Annotated in this window: 16 protein-coding genes; 8 read left to right on the top strand and 8 right to left on the bottom strand. The window is 66.1% G+C overall.

Features of this window, described 5'->3' with window-relative positions:
* The first annotated feature begins 10 nt into the window (after nt 1-10).
* The 4 genes from prmC (at nt 11) to IG178_RS20330 (ending at nt 3023) form a co-directional block, all read left to right on the top strand.
* Entirely contained in the window at nt 11-850 is an 840-nt protein-coding gene (gene prmC / locus IG178_RS20345; RefSeq protein ID WP_193214426.1) for a peptide chain release factor N(5)-glutamine methyltransferase, read from the top strand.
* Between the two features lie 88 nt (nt 851-938).
* Complete coding sequence (gene murA / locus IG178_RS20340; protein WP_193214425.1) at nt 939-2207, top strand: UDP-N-acetylglucosamine 1-carboxyvinyltransferase; 1269 nt, start codon at nt 939-941, stop codon at nt 2205-2207.
* 54 nt (nt 2208-2261) lie between these two features.
* Nucleotides 2262-2567: a tetratricopeptide repeat protein gene (locus tag IG178_RS20335; RefSeq protein ID WP_193214424.1), complete on the top strand. Its 306-nt coding sequence runs from the start codon at nt 2262-2264 to the stop codon at nt 2565-2567.
* Between the two features lie 9 nt (nt 2568-2576).
* Nucleotides 2577-3023, top strand: coding sequence for a hypothetical protein (locus IG178_RS20330; RefSeq protein ID WP_193214423.1), 447 nt, complete (start codon nt 2577-2579; stop codon nt 3021-3023).
* Between the two features lie 70 nt (nt 3024-3093).
* Here IG178_RS20330 and IG178_RS20325 read toward each other — a convergent pair whose 3' ends face one another.
* Together IG178_RS20325 and IG178_RS20320 are read right to left on the bottom strand one after the other, a co-directional pair.
* On the bottom strand, nt 3094-5088 hold the full coding sequence (locus IG178_RS20325) for a hypothetical protein (RefSeq protein ID WP_193214422.1): 1995 nt from the start codon (nt 5086-5088) through the stop codon (nt 3094-3096).
* Between the two features lie 13 nt (nt 5089-5101).
* Nucleotides 5102-8041 carry an autotransporter-associated beta strand repeat-containing protein gene (locus IG178_RS20320; RefSeq protein ID WP_193214421.1) on the bottom strand — a complete coding sequence of 980 codons (2940 nt, stop codon included), beginning with the start codon at nt 8039-8041 and terminating at the stop codon, nt 5102-5104.
* 115 nt (nt 8042-8156) lie between these two features.
* Between IG178_RS20320 and IG178_RS20315 the strand changes: the two genes are divergently transcribed.
* Nucleotides 8157-9251: a substrate-binding domain-containing protein gene (locus IG178_RS20315; protein ID WP_193214420.1), complete on the top strand. Its 1095-nt coding sequence runs from the start codon at nt 8157-8159 to the stop codon at nt 9249-9251.
* 3 nt (nt 9252-9254) lie between these two features.
* On the opposite strand, the gene IG178_RS20310 is transcribed toward IG178_RS20315, so the two are convergent.
* The 3 genes from IG178_RS20310 to IG178_RS20300 all read right to left on the bottom strand — a co-directional run bounded on the left by IG178_RS20310 (nt 9255) and on the right by IG178_RS20300 (nt 12145).
* Nucleotides 9255-10082: a hypothetical protein gene (locus IG178_RS20310; protein ID WP_193214419.1), complete on the bottom strand. Its 828-nt coding sequence runs from the start codon at nt 10080-10082 to the stop codon at nt 9255-9257.
* Between the two features lie 111 nt (nt 10083-10193).
* Nucleotides 10194-11177, bottom strand: coding sequence for a lipoyl synthase (gene lipA, locus IG178_RS20305; RefSeq protein WP_226895633.1), 984 nt, complete (start codon nt 11175-11177; stop codon nt 10194-10196).
* A gap of 113 nt (nt 11178-11290) precedes the next feature.
* Nucleotides 11291-12145 (bottom strand): NAD(+)/NADH kinase, encoded by an 855-nt coding sequence (locus IG178_RS20300; protein WP_193214417.1) that lies wholly within the window; start codon nt 12143-12145, stop codon nt 11291-11293.
* 86 nt (nt 12146-12231) lie between these two features.
* On the opposite strand from IG178_RS20300, the gene IG178_RS20295 reads away from it, so the two are divergent.
* The 3 genes from IG178_RS20295 to IG178_RS20285 are packed head-to-tail and all read left to right on the top strand — an operon-like array spanning nt 12232 to nt 14499.
* Nucleotides 12232-12882, top strand: a complete 651-nt coding sequence (locus IG178_RS20295) for a CDP-alcohol phosphatidyltransferase family protein (protein ID WP_193214416.1) — start codon at nt 12232-12234, stop codon at nt 12880-12882.
* Complete coding sequence (locus tag IG178_RS20290; RefSeq protein ID WP_193214415.1) at nt 12879-13514, top strand: lysophospholipid acyltransferase family protein; 636 nt, start codon at nt 12879-12881, stop codon at nt 13512-13514. The genes IG178_RS20295 and IG178_RS20290 overlap by 4 nt, the downstream gene beginning before the upstream one ends.
* Nucleotides 13501-14499 (top strand): phosphatidate cytidylyltransferase, encoded by a 999-nt coding sequence (locus IG178_RS20285; RefSeq protein WP_193214414.1) that lies wholly within the window; start codon nt 13501-13503, stop codon nt 14497-14499. Before IG178_RS20290 ends, IG178_RS20285 begins: the two co-directional genes overlap by 14 nt.
* Nucleotides 14500-14508: 9 nt before the next feature.
* Here the strand turns inward: IG178_RS20285 and IG178_RS20280 are convergent, their stop codons facing one another.
* From IG178_RS20280 to IG178_RS20270, 3 genes are read right to left on the bottom strand one after another with little or no spacing between them, the layout of a single operon-like run.
* Entirely contained in the window at nt 14509-14805 is a 297-nt protein-coding gene (locus tag IG178_RS20280) for a type II toxin-antitoxin system RelE/ParE family toxin (RefSeq protein ID WP_193214413.1), read from the bottom strand.
* Entirely contained in the window at nt 14796-15026 is a 231-nt protein-coding gene (locus IG178_RS20275) for an addiction module protein (protein WP_193214412.1), read from the bottom strand. The genes IG178_RS20280 and IG178_RS20275 overlap by 10 nt, the downstream gene beginning before the upstream one ends.
* Before the next feature lie 54 nt (nt 15027-15080).
* Nucleotides 15081-15809, bottom strand: a complete 729-nt coding sequence (locus IG178_RS20270) for a TlyA family rRNA (cytidine-2'-O)-methyltransferase (RefSeq protein ID WP_193214411.1) — start codon at nt 15807-15809, stop codon at nt 15081-15083.
* Nucleotides 15810-16015: the final 206 nt, after the last annotated feature.

Raw genomic sequence — 16015 nt, 5'->3', positions numbered from 1 at the left:
CGCACACTGGATGACCACCGTTCTCGAGACCCTCGACAAGGGCACCGCTTACCTCACGAAAAAGGGCATCGAGGACGCCCGCCGCAACATGCAACTGCTGGTCGCCCACCAGCTGCAATGCACCCGGATGGATCTCTACCTGCGCTTCGACCAGCCGCTGGATGAGTCCGACCTCGCCCCGCTCCGCGAACAGCTCAAGAAGCGCGGCGAAGGCATCCCGCTCCAACATCTGCTCGGCACCGTCGAATTCCACCGCCGCGAATTCAAGACCGACGGCCGCGCCCTCATCCCGCGCCCCGAGACCGAGGAACTCGCCGAGTGGTTGCTGAAAAACGCCGGCCTGCCGGACAATCCTGCCATCCTCGACATGGGCTGCGGCAGCGGTGTGCTCGGCCTCACCCTCGCCGCGGAAATTCCCGGCTCCCAGGTCACCCTCGCCGACGTCTCGCCCGCGGCCCTCGATCTCGCCCGCGAGAACGCCGCGGCGCTGGAGCTTGCCAACGTCCACTTCGTTGAAAGCGATCTCTTTTCCGCTCTCGGCGGCGGGTCGTATGACCTCATCGTCGCCAACCTCCCCTACGTCCCCGAAAGCGACCGGCCCTCGCTGGCCCGGGAGGTCACCCACGACCCCGACCTCGCCCTGTTCGGTGGCGCCGACGGGCTCGATGTCATCCGCCGCTTCGTCCCAGCCGCCGCCAGCCATTTGAACCCCGGGGCTTGGCTCGCCCTGGAAATCGGCATCGACCAATCGGCGGAAGTCGAGCAGCGGCTCGTTGCGGCATCCCTGACCGGCGTCTTGACTCTCAAGGACCTTTCCGGCATCCCCCGCTTCCCGATCGCTCGCAAATGATGATTGCATCTTGATTATCGAGGATTGAAGAGCCCTCCGGCGGGCCTGGCCCATTAATCAATTTCCAATCTCCCATCCTCAATTCCTCATGGACAAGCTCATCGTTCACGGCGGCACCCCGATCCACGGCGCCATCACCATTTCCGGATCGAAGAATGCCTCGCTGCCGATCCTCGCCGCCACCTTGTTGACCGATGAGGACTGCGTGATCCGCCGGGTGCCAGACGTCTCCGACACCAACTACATGGTGCAAATCCTCACCGGCCTCGGCGCCGACGTGGAACGCTTCTCCGGGACCGTCCGCGTCACTGCGGCCGACATTTCCGACACCGCCCCGTATGACATCGTCCGCCGCATGCGGGCCTCCGTCTGCATGATGGGGCCTTTGCTCGCCCGCAAGCGCCGCTGTGTCGTCGCCCTGCCCGGCGGCTGCGTCATCGGCGACCGCCCGGTCGACCTCCATATCCGCGGCCTCGAGGCACTCGGTGCCACCGCCACCATCGACGGCGGCAATGTCGTCCTCGAAGCACCCGACGGCCTCCGCGGCGCGACCATCGACCTCTGCGGCACCAACGGCCCCACCGTGCTCGGCACCGACAACGTGATGATGGCCGCGACCCTCGCCGAAGGCATCACCACCATCACCTCCGCCGCCTGCGAACCGGAGGTCGTCGACCTGGCCGACTTCCTGAATGCGATGGGCGCCAAGATCACCGGAGCCGGCACCCCGGTGATCACCATCGAGGGCGTATCGAAGCTCAAGGGCTGCGTCCACAACGTCATCCCCGACCGCATCGAAGCCGGCACCTTCATGGCCGCCGCCGCCCTGGCCGGCGAGGGCGTCACCCTGCGCCGGGTCCATGAGGGCCACCTCGCGGCCATCACCGCCGTGCTGCGCAAGGCCGGCCATCAGGTCCACTTCAACGACAGCGGAGATGCCTGCACCGTCCTCCGCGGCGACACGCCGATGCCCGCGGAAATCGTCACCGAGCCCTACCCCGGCTACCCGACCGACATGCAGGCCCAGATGACCGCGCTGTTCGCCACCACGCCGGGCACCAGCGTCGTCGTCGACACCATCTTCCCGCAGCGCTTCATGCACTGCGCCGAACTCAAGCGCATGGGCGCCGACATCCAGGTCAGCGACGGCAAGGCCGTGATCACCGGCGTCAAGCAACTCAGCGCGGCCCCCGTCATGGCCAGCGACCTCCGTGCCTCGGCCGCCCTGGTGCTGGCCGCCCTGACCGCGAAAGGCACCACGGAAATCCTGCGCCTCTACCACATCGACCGCGGCTACGAACACATCGACGAAAAGCTGCTGTCCCTCGGGGCCAACGTCGAGCGGGTGCGGGAATAGTCAGCGAAGTTTAAGTATTGCATGCCGCACTCCGGCCCGGTAGCCGGTGGGGACATGAGATTTCCTTATCTTCGGCGCGTCCCCTTGCTTTGCCTGATCCCCTGCCTTTTCTCCTGCGGGGGCATGATGAACAAGGGTGCCGTCATCAGCGCCCAGAAGTTCTACGACAAGGGCCAGTACGACAAGGCCCTGAGACAGCTTGCCATCGCCGACGAGGACAACACCGAAGCCATGCTCCTCAAGGCGAGAACCTATGAGGCCAAGGGCGACAAGGACATGGCCCGTGCCCACTACAAGGTCCTCGCGAAGCGCTATCCGGACTCCGCCGAGGGCATCGTCGCCCAACAGAAACTCCACTGATCCACACCGATGAAAACCATGAAACTCCTCACCCGCGCCTTCGCTTGCGCCGGTGCCGCCCTGCTTGCCGCTTCTTGCGCCGAGACCCGCAATGCCACCGTCCAACAGCCCGATGCGATCCGTTCCGCCCGCTCGGCTTATGTCGTGAAACCCGGCGACTCCAGCCGTGACGTCGAGGTCTTCCTCCGCGACTCCATCGCCAGCAAAGGCGTGAAGGCCAGCACCGGCAGCCTCTCCGCCAAGCCGGCTTCGGCCGATCTCTATGTCACCTTCGTCGACCGCTGGCACTGGGACATGGCGATGTATCTCCGGACCCTGGATGTCTCGGTCGTCGACAACCGCAGCGGCAAGGAAGTGGCCAGCGCGATGTATCGCAACAGCGCCCTCCACGGCTATCCCGATGCACGCAAGACCTGCGAGGAACTCGTGAACCTGATCTACGCCAAGGCCAACTGAGCCATTTGCATCGTTCTCGAACCGTCCAAGGCCCGTGGCATCCTCCACGGGCCTTTTTCGTGTCCCGCTGTCAGCCCGCGGTCGCCCGCTGCCAGTCCCGCTCCAGCTTTTGGAGTTCCTTCTTTCCCGTCTTCCCTTTCGCGCGGAGCTCCCGGCGCTGCAGCTCATGGAGGCCCTTGTAAAGGGGGTCGACCGCCACCTTGCCGTCCTTCGCCTTGCTCACCGCAAGCTCCCCGGGAAGCTCGCGCTGCAACCGGGCAAACCACGAGCTGCGCTCGGTCGGCCCCGGCAAGCCGGAGCCCACCGCATCGACTTGACCCAACCAGGCCGGTGCCGCCTTGCCCCGGACCTTGGGGCTCATCGCCAGCAGCTTCTTGAGTTCGGCTTCCATCCGCTGCTGGGCCGGACGCGGACCTTCCAGCGCCACCTCGAAGCGCAAGGCCAGCTCGTTCAATCCCGCGCCGTAGGGCATCTTGAGCTTCTCGCGCCGATCCAGTTCTTCGACCAGCAGTTGATGGGCTTCGCGGTGGCGTGCCTTGTCAGCCAAAGCCGGCTGGTAGGCCGCGGTGGCGATCACCGGCGCGACCACCCGGGCCACCAGGGTCCAGCCCTGCGCCATCGGGCTGCCTTTCTTCGCCGGTTTGAGCTGATTGAAATCGGTGCTGGCCGACAGTTCCGCGTCGGCGCCGACCTCGCCCGCAGAGGGATCGATCATCAGCCGGTCCAGCCGGGCGAGCAAGGCGTTGGTCGCCCGCAAGTCGCCGCGCGACCACTCCGCGAGCTGATACCAGGCGTCGAGCAGGTAGGGGTTGATGGCGGTGGCTTCCGTCGCCAGCCGGATCGCGGCACGGGGGTCGCGGGCATGCAAGCGCCGCGCCGAGAACATGGCGATCCGGGCGTCGGTCCAGGCATCCAGGCCCACGTTCATGGCCAGGTTGAGCGCGACATGCCATTCAACGCCGGTCTTGATGCCCTGCGCCGCGTTGCCACTGACGCGCAATCCCGCAGGTGCCGGCAGGAACCACTGGGCGGTCGAGCGCTCCGGTCCGGTGATGCTCTGCTCAAGCTTGGCGAACCAGCCGTCTTTGCCGCCGTTGTATGAAAGCATCGCCCGGTGACCGGGCTGATACATCCCGACCGCCGGCTTGCCGAGGGAGACGCAGGAGAACTGGCCCAGCGTCGAAAGCCGGCCGCAAACGCCACCGTCCTCGGCGATCCGCGGTATCGACGACGGATGAAAGGGACTGGTCTTCCACCTCACCGCCGGATCCCGGTCGTAGTCCCAGGAATAGCGGGCATAGGTTTTCCAGCGAGTGCCGTCGGGATAGGCCGGCTGGCCGCGGAAGCGGTCCCAGAGGAAGTCGGATTCACTGCGCGGAAGCGTCTGCCGCAGCGGGGCGAGCAAGGGCCACGGCGCGGCATCGAGCGGATACAGCGGCCACGACGGCCCCTTCTCAAACGGACCGAGCGCGGTCTCGTAGCGACCGATCAGGAGCGCCAGCGACTCCTCCAAGGTCATGCTTTCCCGGCGCGGATAAGTGCCGGTCGCGTGGGCGAGTTGCTCCCAGAACGCCGCGGCTTCCTTCTTGCCCGGGGCCGCGACCTTGGCTTGGTCGAACAGGCGATCGCCGGCTTGACGGGCTTCCAGAAGCGACATCCCGCTGCGCTTCAAGTGGTCAGCCACCGCCGCCACCCGGGAATCGGGCGGGGCCGCAACCGTCGGCAGCGGATCCGGCCCCGAGGAGACCGCCAGGAGCAGCGACGCGTAGCGATCCGCCCGTTCCGGTCCCATCGCCTGCCGCAGCCGGTCGAGCCGGACGACTTGCTCCGGATCGACCGGATCACTGCCGGTGAGCAGGCCCGTCCGCACCGCCGGGTGCCGGTCGAGCCACGTCACCAGGCCCGGCGAAGCAACGCCGGCCAGCGACTCCCCGGCCTCGGCGAGCCATGCTTCGCGCAGGGCCGGGGTAAAATCCCCGGCCGCGGCCGCCGTGACGAGCATGGACGGAAGCAATCCACGGATCATGCTTCCGGCGACCGGGCCGAGGGATTTCAGGAACTTCACGGGAACTTGGGGATCAGAGACCTTCGACCGTGGCACGGATGAATGCCGGGACACCCGTCGAGGTGTCGCCCGCCATGCGGAAGGTCCGGTAGCTCCATCCTTCGTCCGGCACCGGCAGCCCCGCCGACAGCGACGGTGTGATCTCGGTGATAACCGAAGACGTCCAGTCGGAGAGATCGCTGCTGCCCTGGATGCGGTAGAGCAGGCCGTCGACTTCCGCCGTTTTCTCGGTTGCACCGGCGAACACCGCGCCGTCGCGAACCGGGATCGTGTAGGTCAGGACCTGGTGCCCGCCGACATCGGCGACGACGCCGGCCACCTTGTCGGAAGCCCGTCCCGAAGAGGGATCGCTGTTGAGCGCGAACTCCAGTTCGTTGCTCCAGCCGTCCTGGTCCGGATCGGCGTCCTTGCCGACGACCGCGGGATCGGATTCGCCCGGGAAGTAGGCATCAACCCAGGCCGGGAACGGGTCGGACCCGAGGACCACCAGCACGCCGGTGCCGGTGATCGCGGCGGTCTTGTTCTCGGCGGCGGAGCTGAGCGAGCCCCAGGTGCCGGTTGCCTGCACCACCCCGTCCAGTTTGAGATCGCGGACCTCGTCGGTGCCGGTGAAGTCGAGGTTCAGCACCGCCCCCACGGAGGACGAGATTTCGACATCCGCCGCGTCGGGGATTCCGGAACCGGCCAGCGTGAGGATGCCGCCCTGAACCTCGATCTTCCCGGCGGAACCATCGATGCCGGCGACGGTCGTGTCGGCGGTCGTGACCAGGCTGGCATCGGGATCGTCGAGGATCACTTCGCTCAGCGAGTCCAACCCGCCGCTCACGCCGGTGGCAAGGATTGCCCGGCGGCTAAGCCACACCGCACCGGTCCCGAGTGAACCCGCGGCGCTCGAGCGCAGCACGCCGTGCTGCTGGGAATCGTGCCGCACGAACCAGTCCCCGCTGTAGGGGGAGTCGGCCAAGGTCAACGCGAGCTGCCGGTTCGAGGTCCCGGCCGTCGAGATGTAGCTGATCTCGCCGCTACCGCTCAATTCCCCGGTGAGGTTGATGTTCTGGCTGTAGCTTCCGAGCAGGTTCTCGAGATACACGTAGCCATCGACCGCGAGGTCCGAGGACAGCGTGTGGGTGTTGGATCCGGCCTGGGCGGTGAAGCGCAAGGTCGCCCCGTCGGCCAGCGACACCGGCGGCAAGGTCCACGCCACGTTCTGGTTGCCACCGGTGTGGAACCGCGGCAACTCGAGGACGCCGGAACCTCCCACCAGGACTTCAGAACTGTAGGAGATCTGGTCCGGGGTGTTGGTCGAGCCGTCGCCGACCTGGAGCGTGCCGTTGGTGACCGTGGTCGTTCCCGTGTAGTTGTGGCTGGCGGCCAGCACCAGCTTGCCCCCTCCAACCTGCTCGAGGTTGCCCGTTCCCGACACCGCCGGCGCGAACACGAAGGTGTCCGTGCGGTTGAAGACCAGTTCCGCTTCGTTGACCACCGTCCCGGAGCCGATGCTGCCGGTGGTGAAGCCGTCGCCGACCTGGAGGGTCCCTTCCAGGATGTCGGTTCCGCCGATGTGGCTGTTGTTGTTGCCGATGACCAGCGTGCCGGCGCCGTACTTGGTCAGCAAGGCGGGTCCTGCGATCCCCCCGCTACCACCGAAATAGTAGGTGTCGGTGTCGTGATTGAACGTCACCGAGGTCGGGGTCGCGTCGGTGTCGAGATAGACCTGTGGCTCCGTCCCCGGGGCCGAGTCGTCGAAGAGCACGTGGTCGAACTCCGTGTAGGTCGCCGGCAAGCCGCCCGACAACCAGTTCGCCGTCACGCCGATGTCCCAGCTCTCGTCGACCGACCCGCTCCAGACCAGGTTGGCGGGTTCGCCGGCGAATTCGCTGAAGGTGACCGTGATCGCTGAATTACTACCTGTCCCGTAGTCGACGGCCACCTGGTAGGCGGTGTTCGCGGTGTCGATGACATTGACAACCGGCTGGTTCACCAGCGTCCCCGCGTAGCTGACCAGGGTGTAGGGGACATCGGTGAGCGGCGCCACCTTCAGGTCGACCGACAGGGCGCCGCCGTTGGCCGTGAAGTCGCCGCTGAGGTCGACGCGATCGGCGACGGGATCCAGCAGCGGGTCCGGCCGTGTGATGTCGAGATTGATGGTGCCGTCGTTCTGGACGATCGATCCGAGCGACACCGGGGTGGCCGGAAGCACGACCGAGGCCGTGGCGCCGTCGAGGACCAATTGGCCGGCACCCGTGGTCACGGCCTGTTTGAAAGTAACCTTCCCGAAAGCCCCCACGGTGACCGACCCGGAACCCCAGCCGCCGGCGTTGTTGACGTCGAACTCCATCGTCTTGTTGGAGGCGTAGCCTGAAAGGAGGACATCCCCCGCGTAGCCCGTTGCATCGCCGGCGAACTCAACGCTGCGGGTCGATCCCGTGTCGTCCCGGCTCAGGGTCAACGACCCCGATCCGGAGATCGTGCCGTTGAAGAACAACCGCATGGTGTAGTCGCTCTTTTCCTTCATGTTGACCGTGGAGTCGCCAAGGAATTGCACCGGACCGTTGATCGCATTCCCCAAGGACCCGAGCGACGACTGCGTCCGGATCTCCGACGAGGAAAGCGTCAGCGCCGGGATGGCATGGTTGACCACATAGTATCCCCCGCCATTGGTGCGCATCAAATGAAGCACCGACCCATTCTGCACGGTCAGGCTGTTGCCGCCAAAGGTCGTGCTGGTGACGTCGGGCGACCTCACGGTCGCAGCGTCCACGAGGTAGTCGAAACCCGTCCCCGGCGTGGAACTGTCACTCCAGTTTTCGGCGGTGGACCAGATCAGGTTGGCGCCACCACCGGTCCAGGTGACGGGCTCTTCTTCGGCGTGGGCAAGTGACACCGCCATGCAGGCGACGGTACCATGAACCATCCATCGGACATTCGCGGGGATTGTGATTGGGTATTTCATCTGAGTGGTTTTTCTGACACCTCCGAGCACTTTATTGCCACTTAAGTGCCACGAAAGCATTCCAACCGCCTAAAATCTGTACTACAAGTTTTCGCAGATCGACCCATACTGCGGCGTGAGCAGGATCAACCGGAACACCGCCTCGGAACTTGCGGCCGCAGCCCTGAAAGACGAATTGCGCAAGGGCCGCTGGCAGGAAAAGCTGCCCGGAACCCGCGTCCTGGCCCTCGAAACCGGTGTCAGCCCGCCGGTGATGCTCGCGGCGCTGCGCCTGCTGGAGCAAGAGGGCTGGCTGGAGGGTGGCGGCAACCGCAAGGCCTTTCGGGTCGTCCGCCGCGGCGATGCCGGTCCTGCCGTGGTGGAGGTAAAGAATCGCCGGGTGATCTTCGTCACCCATGCCGACATCGGGGACCTTCCGCATTCCACGCGGCGGGTGATCGAAGTGGTCCGGTCCCAGCTGCTCCGCCGGAATTGGTCGGTCGAAATCGTCACCTTCGACTTCCTCCACGCCAAACGGGCGCACCAGTCGTGGGATCATCTGCTGCCGCTCGATCCCGCCGTGCCCATGATCGCGGTCTTCGGCCGGCCGTCGATCGGCGAGTGGGCGGTGCGCCACAAGCTCCGGATGCTGTTCCTCGGCGGCATCACCGGCGAGCTGCCGATCCCGGTGGTCGGGGTGAAGTCCTCCCTGCTCGTCGATGAGGCGATGCGCCGCCTGACCGACCTCGGGCACCGCCAGATCGTGTTGCCGCTCTGCGACCGGCCGCCGAGTTTTGCAGCCAGCCTGATGGAGTCAGTGAAACTGGGCTTGGAACGTGTCGGAGTGCCTTACGTCTCGACCTATCACACCCCGCAGAGCGACTACCAGCGGCCGGATGTGATCTGGAGAATGGTGGATGCGGCCATCGCCCGCACCCCTCCCACCGCCATCCTCGTGCTCGACTGGAAAGAGCTGGTCACGATCGCCTGCCTGCTGCACCAGCGCGGGCTCAGGATTCCGGACGACATTTCCATCGTCCTCCTCAACGAACAGATGGAGGCCGATTGGTTTTTCCCAAAGCTCGCCTGTTTCCGCTTCCCCGTTCAGTCGCTCGCCAACCAGATCCTGCGCTGGATCGACGGCAAGTCCCCGCCCAGCTCTCCGCGGCCGACCTCGGCCGACTTCGAAGAAGGAGATTCGCTCGCAGCGCCGGGGACCGCGACGGGGTGAGCGTCATGCGCCAGGACCGGCATCCCGGGTCTTCCCGGCGGACCGACGCCGCGAAAAAAGCATCATGCCACCCAACAGCCCCAACAAGCCGGCGGACAATTCCGGCACCGCGGCGGTCGCATCGACAATCTGGATCCCGTTGATCACGGCGAAGCGCGAGCTCTGGCCGTCGAGGTCCACCGCCACGTTGCCATCGGGGCCGGCCACGACATTGGCCCACGAAAACTCCACCGCGCCGCGGTCATCCGCCACCGCGGAAAACTTCACGTATTCGACGCCGTCGACCAACAGGCCGTCACCGCCCGCCGTCCCGTCCCAGGAACTCTGCTTGATCTCGCCCCCCACGTTGAACAGGCCGTTCTGCCCCGCGGAGTACGGACCGCTGAAGGTATTGCCCTGACTGTAGAAGTAGATGTCATAGGCATTCCCGGAGACCAGTCCGCCGATCGTTCCCGTTTTGGAAACCACCTGCGTGTTGGTCGGTGCCGAGAGGTAGACGTAGTCCGCCATCATTCCCTCCAGGGGAGCCCCCGGCCCGCCCATTTCCTGCTGCCCGGCGGGATCCGAGTAGTAACCGTTGATCGCCAGCTGGATGCTCACCGGGGTCGGGTTGCCATACGAATCGACCAGCCCGAAAAACGACACCAGTCCACCCGTCGAAGCCGGCAGCTGGTTCCAGAGCGCCGCTTCCCCCGCAGGGTCGGGCACCGCGGCGAGCCCGGTGAAAACATACGGATCGTCCGGGGCGCTGAAGTCGATGTTGATCATCTGGGCCTGAAGGGCATCGCCGCAGAAAGTGAACAACACCGCGAGAAGGGGGGAGATTCTCATGGTCGGGGGGATGGAAGGGAGAACGGTCCCTCCGCTACCCGAAAAATCCGGGCAGGTCAACACATGGATTCCCGGGACCTTTTGGTCCTCTTGACGATCTACCCGGCCACATCAAGCCACCGAAGCCCGCACCAGGGCCGGAGAGGCGGCCGGAATCGGCAGGTCCTCCGGCTGCAGGTCGAGCCCGGCCCGCGGCGCGTTCTTCTCGATCTCGTCCATGATGTCGAGCTCGGGGCGGAAGTCCGCGGCGTGGTAGGAGCTGCGCACCAGCGGGCCGCTGGCGACGTGACGGAAGCCCTTGTCGAGGGCGATCTGCTTGAGCTCGTCGAAGACCGCAGGCTCGATGTACTCGACCACCGGCAGGTGCCGCGGGGTCGGCCGCAGGTACTGGCCCATGGTCAGCACCGTGACGTCGGCCGCGAGCAGGTCGTCCATCGCGCGCAGGATCTCATCTCGCTGCTCGCCCAGGCCGAGCATGATGCCGCTCTTGGTCGCGACCTTGCCGGCGACCATCGCCTTGGCCTTCTTGAGCACCGCCAGGCTGCGCGCATACTTGGCGCGCGAACGCACCAGCGGGGTCAGCCGCTCGACGGTCTCGAGGTTGTGGTTGAAGATGTGGGGACGCGCCTGCATCACCATTTCAAGAGCCCAGTCGCGGTCGTTGAAATCGGGCACCAGTACCTCGATCACGATCCCCGGGTTGACCGCCCGGACCGCCTCGATGGTCTCCTGGAAATGCTTCGCCCCGCCGTCGCGAAGGTCGTCGCGGGCGACCGCGGTGATGACCACATGGCGGAGTTTCATGCGCCGGGTCGCCTCGGCCACCCGCACCGGTTCGTCGGCCTCCAGGGCGTCGGGCTTGGCGGTTTTCACCGCGCAGAAGCCACAGGCGCGGGTGCACTTCTCGCCGGCGATCATGAAGGTCGCGGTGCCCTGGCCCCAGCATTCCCAGCGGTTCGGGCACTGGGCTTCCTCGCACACCGTGACCAGCTTGAGGTCCGTGATCAGGGACTTGGTGGACCAGAAAACGGGATTGTTGGGGAGCCGGACCTTGATCCAGGAAGGTTTCTTATCCTGGTGGAGACCGGGATCCATGTTCATTTTGGGTCCGTGGCAGCCGCTCATTTCGCGCGCACGCTAGGACGCACTTTCTCCCGGGGAAAGGGGAATTTCTCGCGGCCGGGATTCTGCAAGGTCCGCCGGCGGCCTCAGCCCCCGCGCCAGTTCAGCTTCTGGCGCAAGGCCTCGTAGAACGAGTGCCCCGGCAGGCGCAGCAGGTTCAGCGCGTGACCGGCCTTGCGCACCTCGATCCGGTCCCCGGCGTGGATGGTCACGCAATCGCGGCCATCGACCGTGAACAACATCGGCGCCTCGTCGGCATTTTCGGGCGACAATTCCACCTGCACCTCGTCGTCGATCATCAGCGAGCGCTGGCTGAGGGTGTGCGGGCAGATCGGCGTGATGACGAAAACCTCGGCGGTGGGGCTGATCAGCGGACCTCCGGCTGACAGGGAGTAGGCGGTCGACCCGGTCGGGGTGGCGACGATCAGCCCGTCCGCCCGGTAGTGGTTGAGCAGGTCGCCATCGACCGAGGCGGAGAGCGAGACCAGGCGCCCGGTCTGGCCGCGGGCCAGCACCACCTCGTTGAGGGCGAGAAACTTCCTCTCCGAATTGTCGGCACCCCGGACCGTCGCGCACAGCAGGGTGCGGCGGCTGGTGGAGTACTCTCCGGACAGCAGGGCGTCGCCGAATTGCTCCACCTCGCCGTCGGTGCAACTGGTCAGGAAGCCGAGGTTGCCGATGTTGATCCCGGCCACCGGTTTGTCCGTCGGCCCGATCTTCGCCACCGCGTTGAGCATCGTGCCGTCGCCACCAAGCACCGCGATCACGTCGCAGGTCGCCGCCAGGGACGGACCATCCATGCCCCCCGGGAGGCCGCAGAGCCCGGCCGCCTCGGTTTCCAGCGCCGTCGAGATCCCGCGAACCTTCAGGACTCCGGTCAAGCGGTCGAGCGCGCTCCTGGCTCCGGACTTCTGGCTGTTGGCGATGATGCCGACTTTCATGTCCCCCGCTTCTAACGGTTGGAGCGGCCCACGGCAAGGGATCCGAGCAATTCCTTAACTTGCCCGGAGTCCCCGGGCTTGTCAGGATGGCGGACGTGGAAAACCCCTCCCGTCGTCCGCTGAAGACCCGATCGGCCGAATGGGCGGTCACCCTGGCCAAGGTCCTGACCACCGCGGGCGTCACCCCGAACACGATCTCGGCCTTCAGCGTGGTCGCCGCCGGGCTCGGAGGACTGGGCTTCGTCGCTGCCGGAAGCGGAGCGATCCCAGGGGAAGGTGGCTGGCTCGCCGCCGCCGGCTGCATCCAACTTCGCCTGATCTGCAACCTGATGGACGGCATGGTCGCGATCGAAGGCGGCAGGAAGAGCGCCACCGGCGACCTGTGGAACGAGATCCCCGACCGGCTCGCCGACACCGTCCTGTTGTTCTGTGCCGGCTGGGCGGTCGGCTTGCCCTGGGTCGGCGCGATCGCCGGCTGGGCCGCGGTGATGACCGCCTACCTGCGGGTGTCCGGCGCGGCGCTAACCGGAGAGCACGATTTCTGTGGCCCCTTCGCCAAGCAGCAACGGATGGCCGCGCTCACCGTCGCCGCCTTGCTCAGCGCGGCCGAGCCGCTCTGGAACGGCCACGGCGAGGTGATGCGATTCGCCATCCTCCTCATCGCCGCAGGCACCCTTGTCACCATCGTCCGCCGCATCCTGCGCCTGGCCGCCAAGCTGAAGGAGGCCGCGCCATGACCGGCACCGCGCTCGCCTTCCTGGTCCGGCTGGCCACCGGGGTGCGGCTGCTTCCCGAGGTGCCCGAGGACGGCAAGCGCCGCGTCTACTACGCCAACCATTCCTCGCACCTCGACTTCATGGTCATCTGGGCGGCCCTGCCGGCGCGAAGGCGGACCCGGACCCGGCCGGTGGCAGCCGCGGAGTATTGGGAGAAAGGTCCGCTGCGCCGCTGGCTGGCAGGACGGGTTTTCCGCGCCGTGCTGATTCCCCGCGAGCTGGCGCGGATGCGGGCCGAGGATCCGCTTGGCAAGATGCTCGCCGCCCTCGACGAGGGCGCGGACCTGATCGTCTTCCCGGAAGGCACCCGCAGCGAGAGCGGTGAACTCGCCGCCTTCAAGCCGGGCCTCCACCACCTCGCCACCAAGCGGCCGGACGCCGAGCTGGTTCCGGTCTTCCTCGAGAACCTCAGCCGCATCCTGCCGAAGGGCGAGCTGCTGCCGCTGCCGCTGATGGGCCAGGCGGTCTTCGGCGATCCCTTGCCCGGCCCGGCCGGGGACGAATCCAGGAGCGATTTCCTCACCCGTGCCCGCGAGCAATTGATCACGCTTTCCCACGGCCACCTCCCGTCCGCACTCCATGAAGGATCCTGAATTGCTCTATCTGGTCGGCGGCGTCGTCGCCGTGTTGCTGTTGGCCACCCTCATCACCCGCCTGCTGATCCACAAAGGCGGCGAGACCCCGGTGCTGGTGAACCTGCGCCAGCGGGTCAACGCCTGGTGGTGGATGATGCTGGTCTTCTCCCTCTCGCTCGCCCTCGGCCGCGGCGGGGTCTTCGGCTTCTACGCCATCCTCTCCTTCCTCGCCCTGCGCGAGTTCATCACCCTCGCTCCCACCCCGCGCGGCGACCACCGCACCCTGACCTGGGTCTTCTTCCTCATCCTGCCCGTCCACTACCTCTTTGCCTGGGCTCCCTGGTACGGGATGTTCCTGATCTGGATCCCGGTCTACGCCTTCGTCTTCATCCCGATCCGCAGCGCGCTGGCCGGCGATACCGACCGCTTCCTCGAGCGCACCTCGCGCATCCAGTGGGGCGTCCTCACCTGCGTCTACTTCCTCAGCCACCTGCCGATGCTGCTCTACCTGCCGATCCGCGGCTACGAGGGGCAGAATGCCAAGCTGCTGTTCTTCGTCGTGCTGGTCACCCAGATCAGCGACGTCATGCAGTACGTCTTCGGCAAGATGTTCGGCAAGCACCCGGTCGCCCCCAAGGTCAGCCCGTCGAAGACCCGCGAGGGCCTGCTTTTCGGCGGCGCGGCGGCGACCCTGATCGGCACCGGCCTATGGTGGGCCACGCCCTTTTCCCCGCCGGTCGCGGCACTGATGTCGGCGCTGCTCGTGATGGCCGGCTTCTTCGGCGGCCTGGTCATGTCGGCGGTGAAGCGCTCGCTCGGCGCCAAGGACTGGGGCCGCGGCATCCCGGGCCATGGCGGCGTGCTCGACCGGCTCGACTCCCTGCTCTTCGCCGGCCCGCTCTTCTTCCACATCACCGGCTACTACTTCGGCACCCACATGGCCGCGAGCCACGCCCAGCCGGAGTGGATGAAGGCCGCACTGAGGCTTTGGATGGGCGACTGACCGCGGGTTCTAGTCGCCGAGCCGGTCGCGCCAGTAATCCGGGTGCCTGGCGTCGTGCTTGAAGGCGAGGATACGGATCTCGCCAGGCAAGACCCGATAGAAAATGCTGTAGGGAAAGCGCCCTAGCACCTGGCGACGGATGTCCGCTTCGACCACACGAAAGCGCTCTGGATCATTCTGAATCCCGCAAATTGCCTGATCTACCGCATCGAGGAACTCGTGTCCCAATGATGGAACACGAAATTCGTAGTATTTCGCCGCTTCTACGAGTTCAACTTCCGCTCCTGGATGATAAATCAGGCGCATTCGATGGCGCGGCGGGCGGCTTGCATGACCTCCTCATGGCTGCGGCCAGCAACAACGCCGGACGACAGCTCTTGATCCCTACGGATCGCCTCGCGAACGGACTCTTCGCCGTTCCCAACCGTCAGTCCTTCGTCGATACTCTCCCAAAGATCCTGGGCGATTCTCACCCGCTCGGACAAAGGGAGCGCCATGGCTTCGGCGACAAGCTCCTTGGCAGACATGAAGGTACCCTAGTGTCTGAAACCTCCCAAGTCAACTTGGCGGGACCGGCAGAGTTAGCCGAGCCACGCCAGGAACTCCTTGTTGCCGTCGGTGCCGGTGATCGGCGAGTCCATCACGCCCTTCCATTCGCGGCCGAGTTCCTCGGTCACGAAAGTGCGGATCTTCTGCACCGCGCGCTCGTGGAGTTCGGGGTCGCGGACGATGCCGCCCTTGCCGATGTCCTCCCGCTCGAGTTCGAACTGCGGCTTGATCAGGCAAACGATGGCGCCGCCTACATCAAGCACGCTGAAGGCGGCGGGCAGGACCTTGGTCAGGGAGATGAAGGACAGGTCCATGACGATCAGGTGGACCTGCTCGCCCAGGGTTTCGACCGTCAGGCCGCGGGCGTTGAATTTCTCCTTCGAGATCACCCGCGGGTCATTGCGAAGCTTCCAGACCAGCTGGTTGGTGCCGACGTCTATCGCGTGGACCTTGGCCGCGCCGTGCTGCAGCAGGCAATCGGTGAAGCCACCGGTCGAGGCACCGATGTCGAGGCAGGTCCAGCCCTCCGGGGAGACCCCGAAATGGGCCAGGGCCCCCTCCATTTTAAGACCGCCGCGACCGACGTATTTCGGCTTCTCCTTCACTTCCAGCGGCGCGTCCTCGGCGATCTTGGCGCTGGGCTTGTCGACCACCCGGTCGCCGCTGCGGACCTCCCCCGCCAGCACCAGCCGCTTCGCCTGCTCGCGCGAATCGCAGAGTCCCCGGGCGACCAGCAGGGCATCGACGCGTTCCTTCTTCACGACCGGAGAGTCCCGCTGCGGGGCTGGGGAGGCCAGCAAAATGCTCCCGGTGGCACGAACCGCGGAGGCGCAGAGGCCGCAGAGGAGGACGCGGAGTTGGAGAACCTGATCATGGGAGCGCCGGCTTCAGCCGGCTTGGAAGACTCCGTCGTCTGTAGGCGGGAAGGGCTCCGCACGCCTTTCGCCCCGATCCATCCAAGCCGGCT

The organism is Neoluteolibacter marinus, from assembly GCF_014904755.1.
GTDB classification, from domain to species: domain Bacteria; phylum Verrucomicrobiota; class Verrucomicrobiia; order Verrucomicrobiales; family Akkermansiaceae; genus Haloferula; species Haloferula marina.
This window is presented reverse-complemented; position numbering and strand designations above follow the sequence as displayed.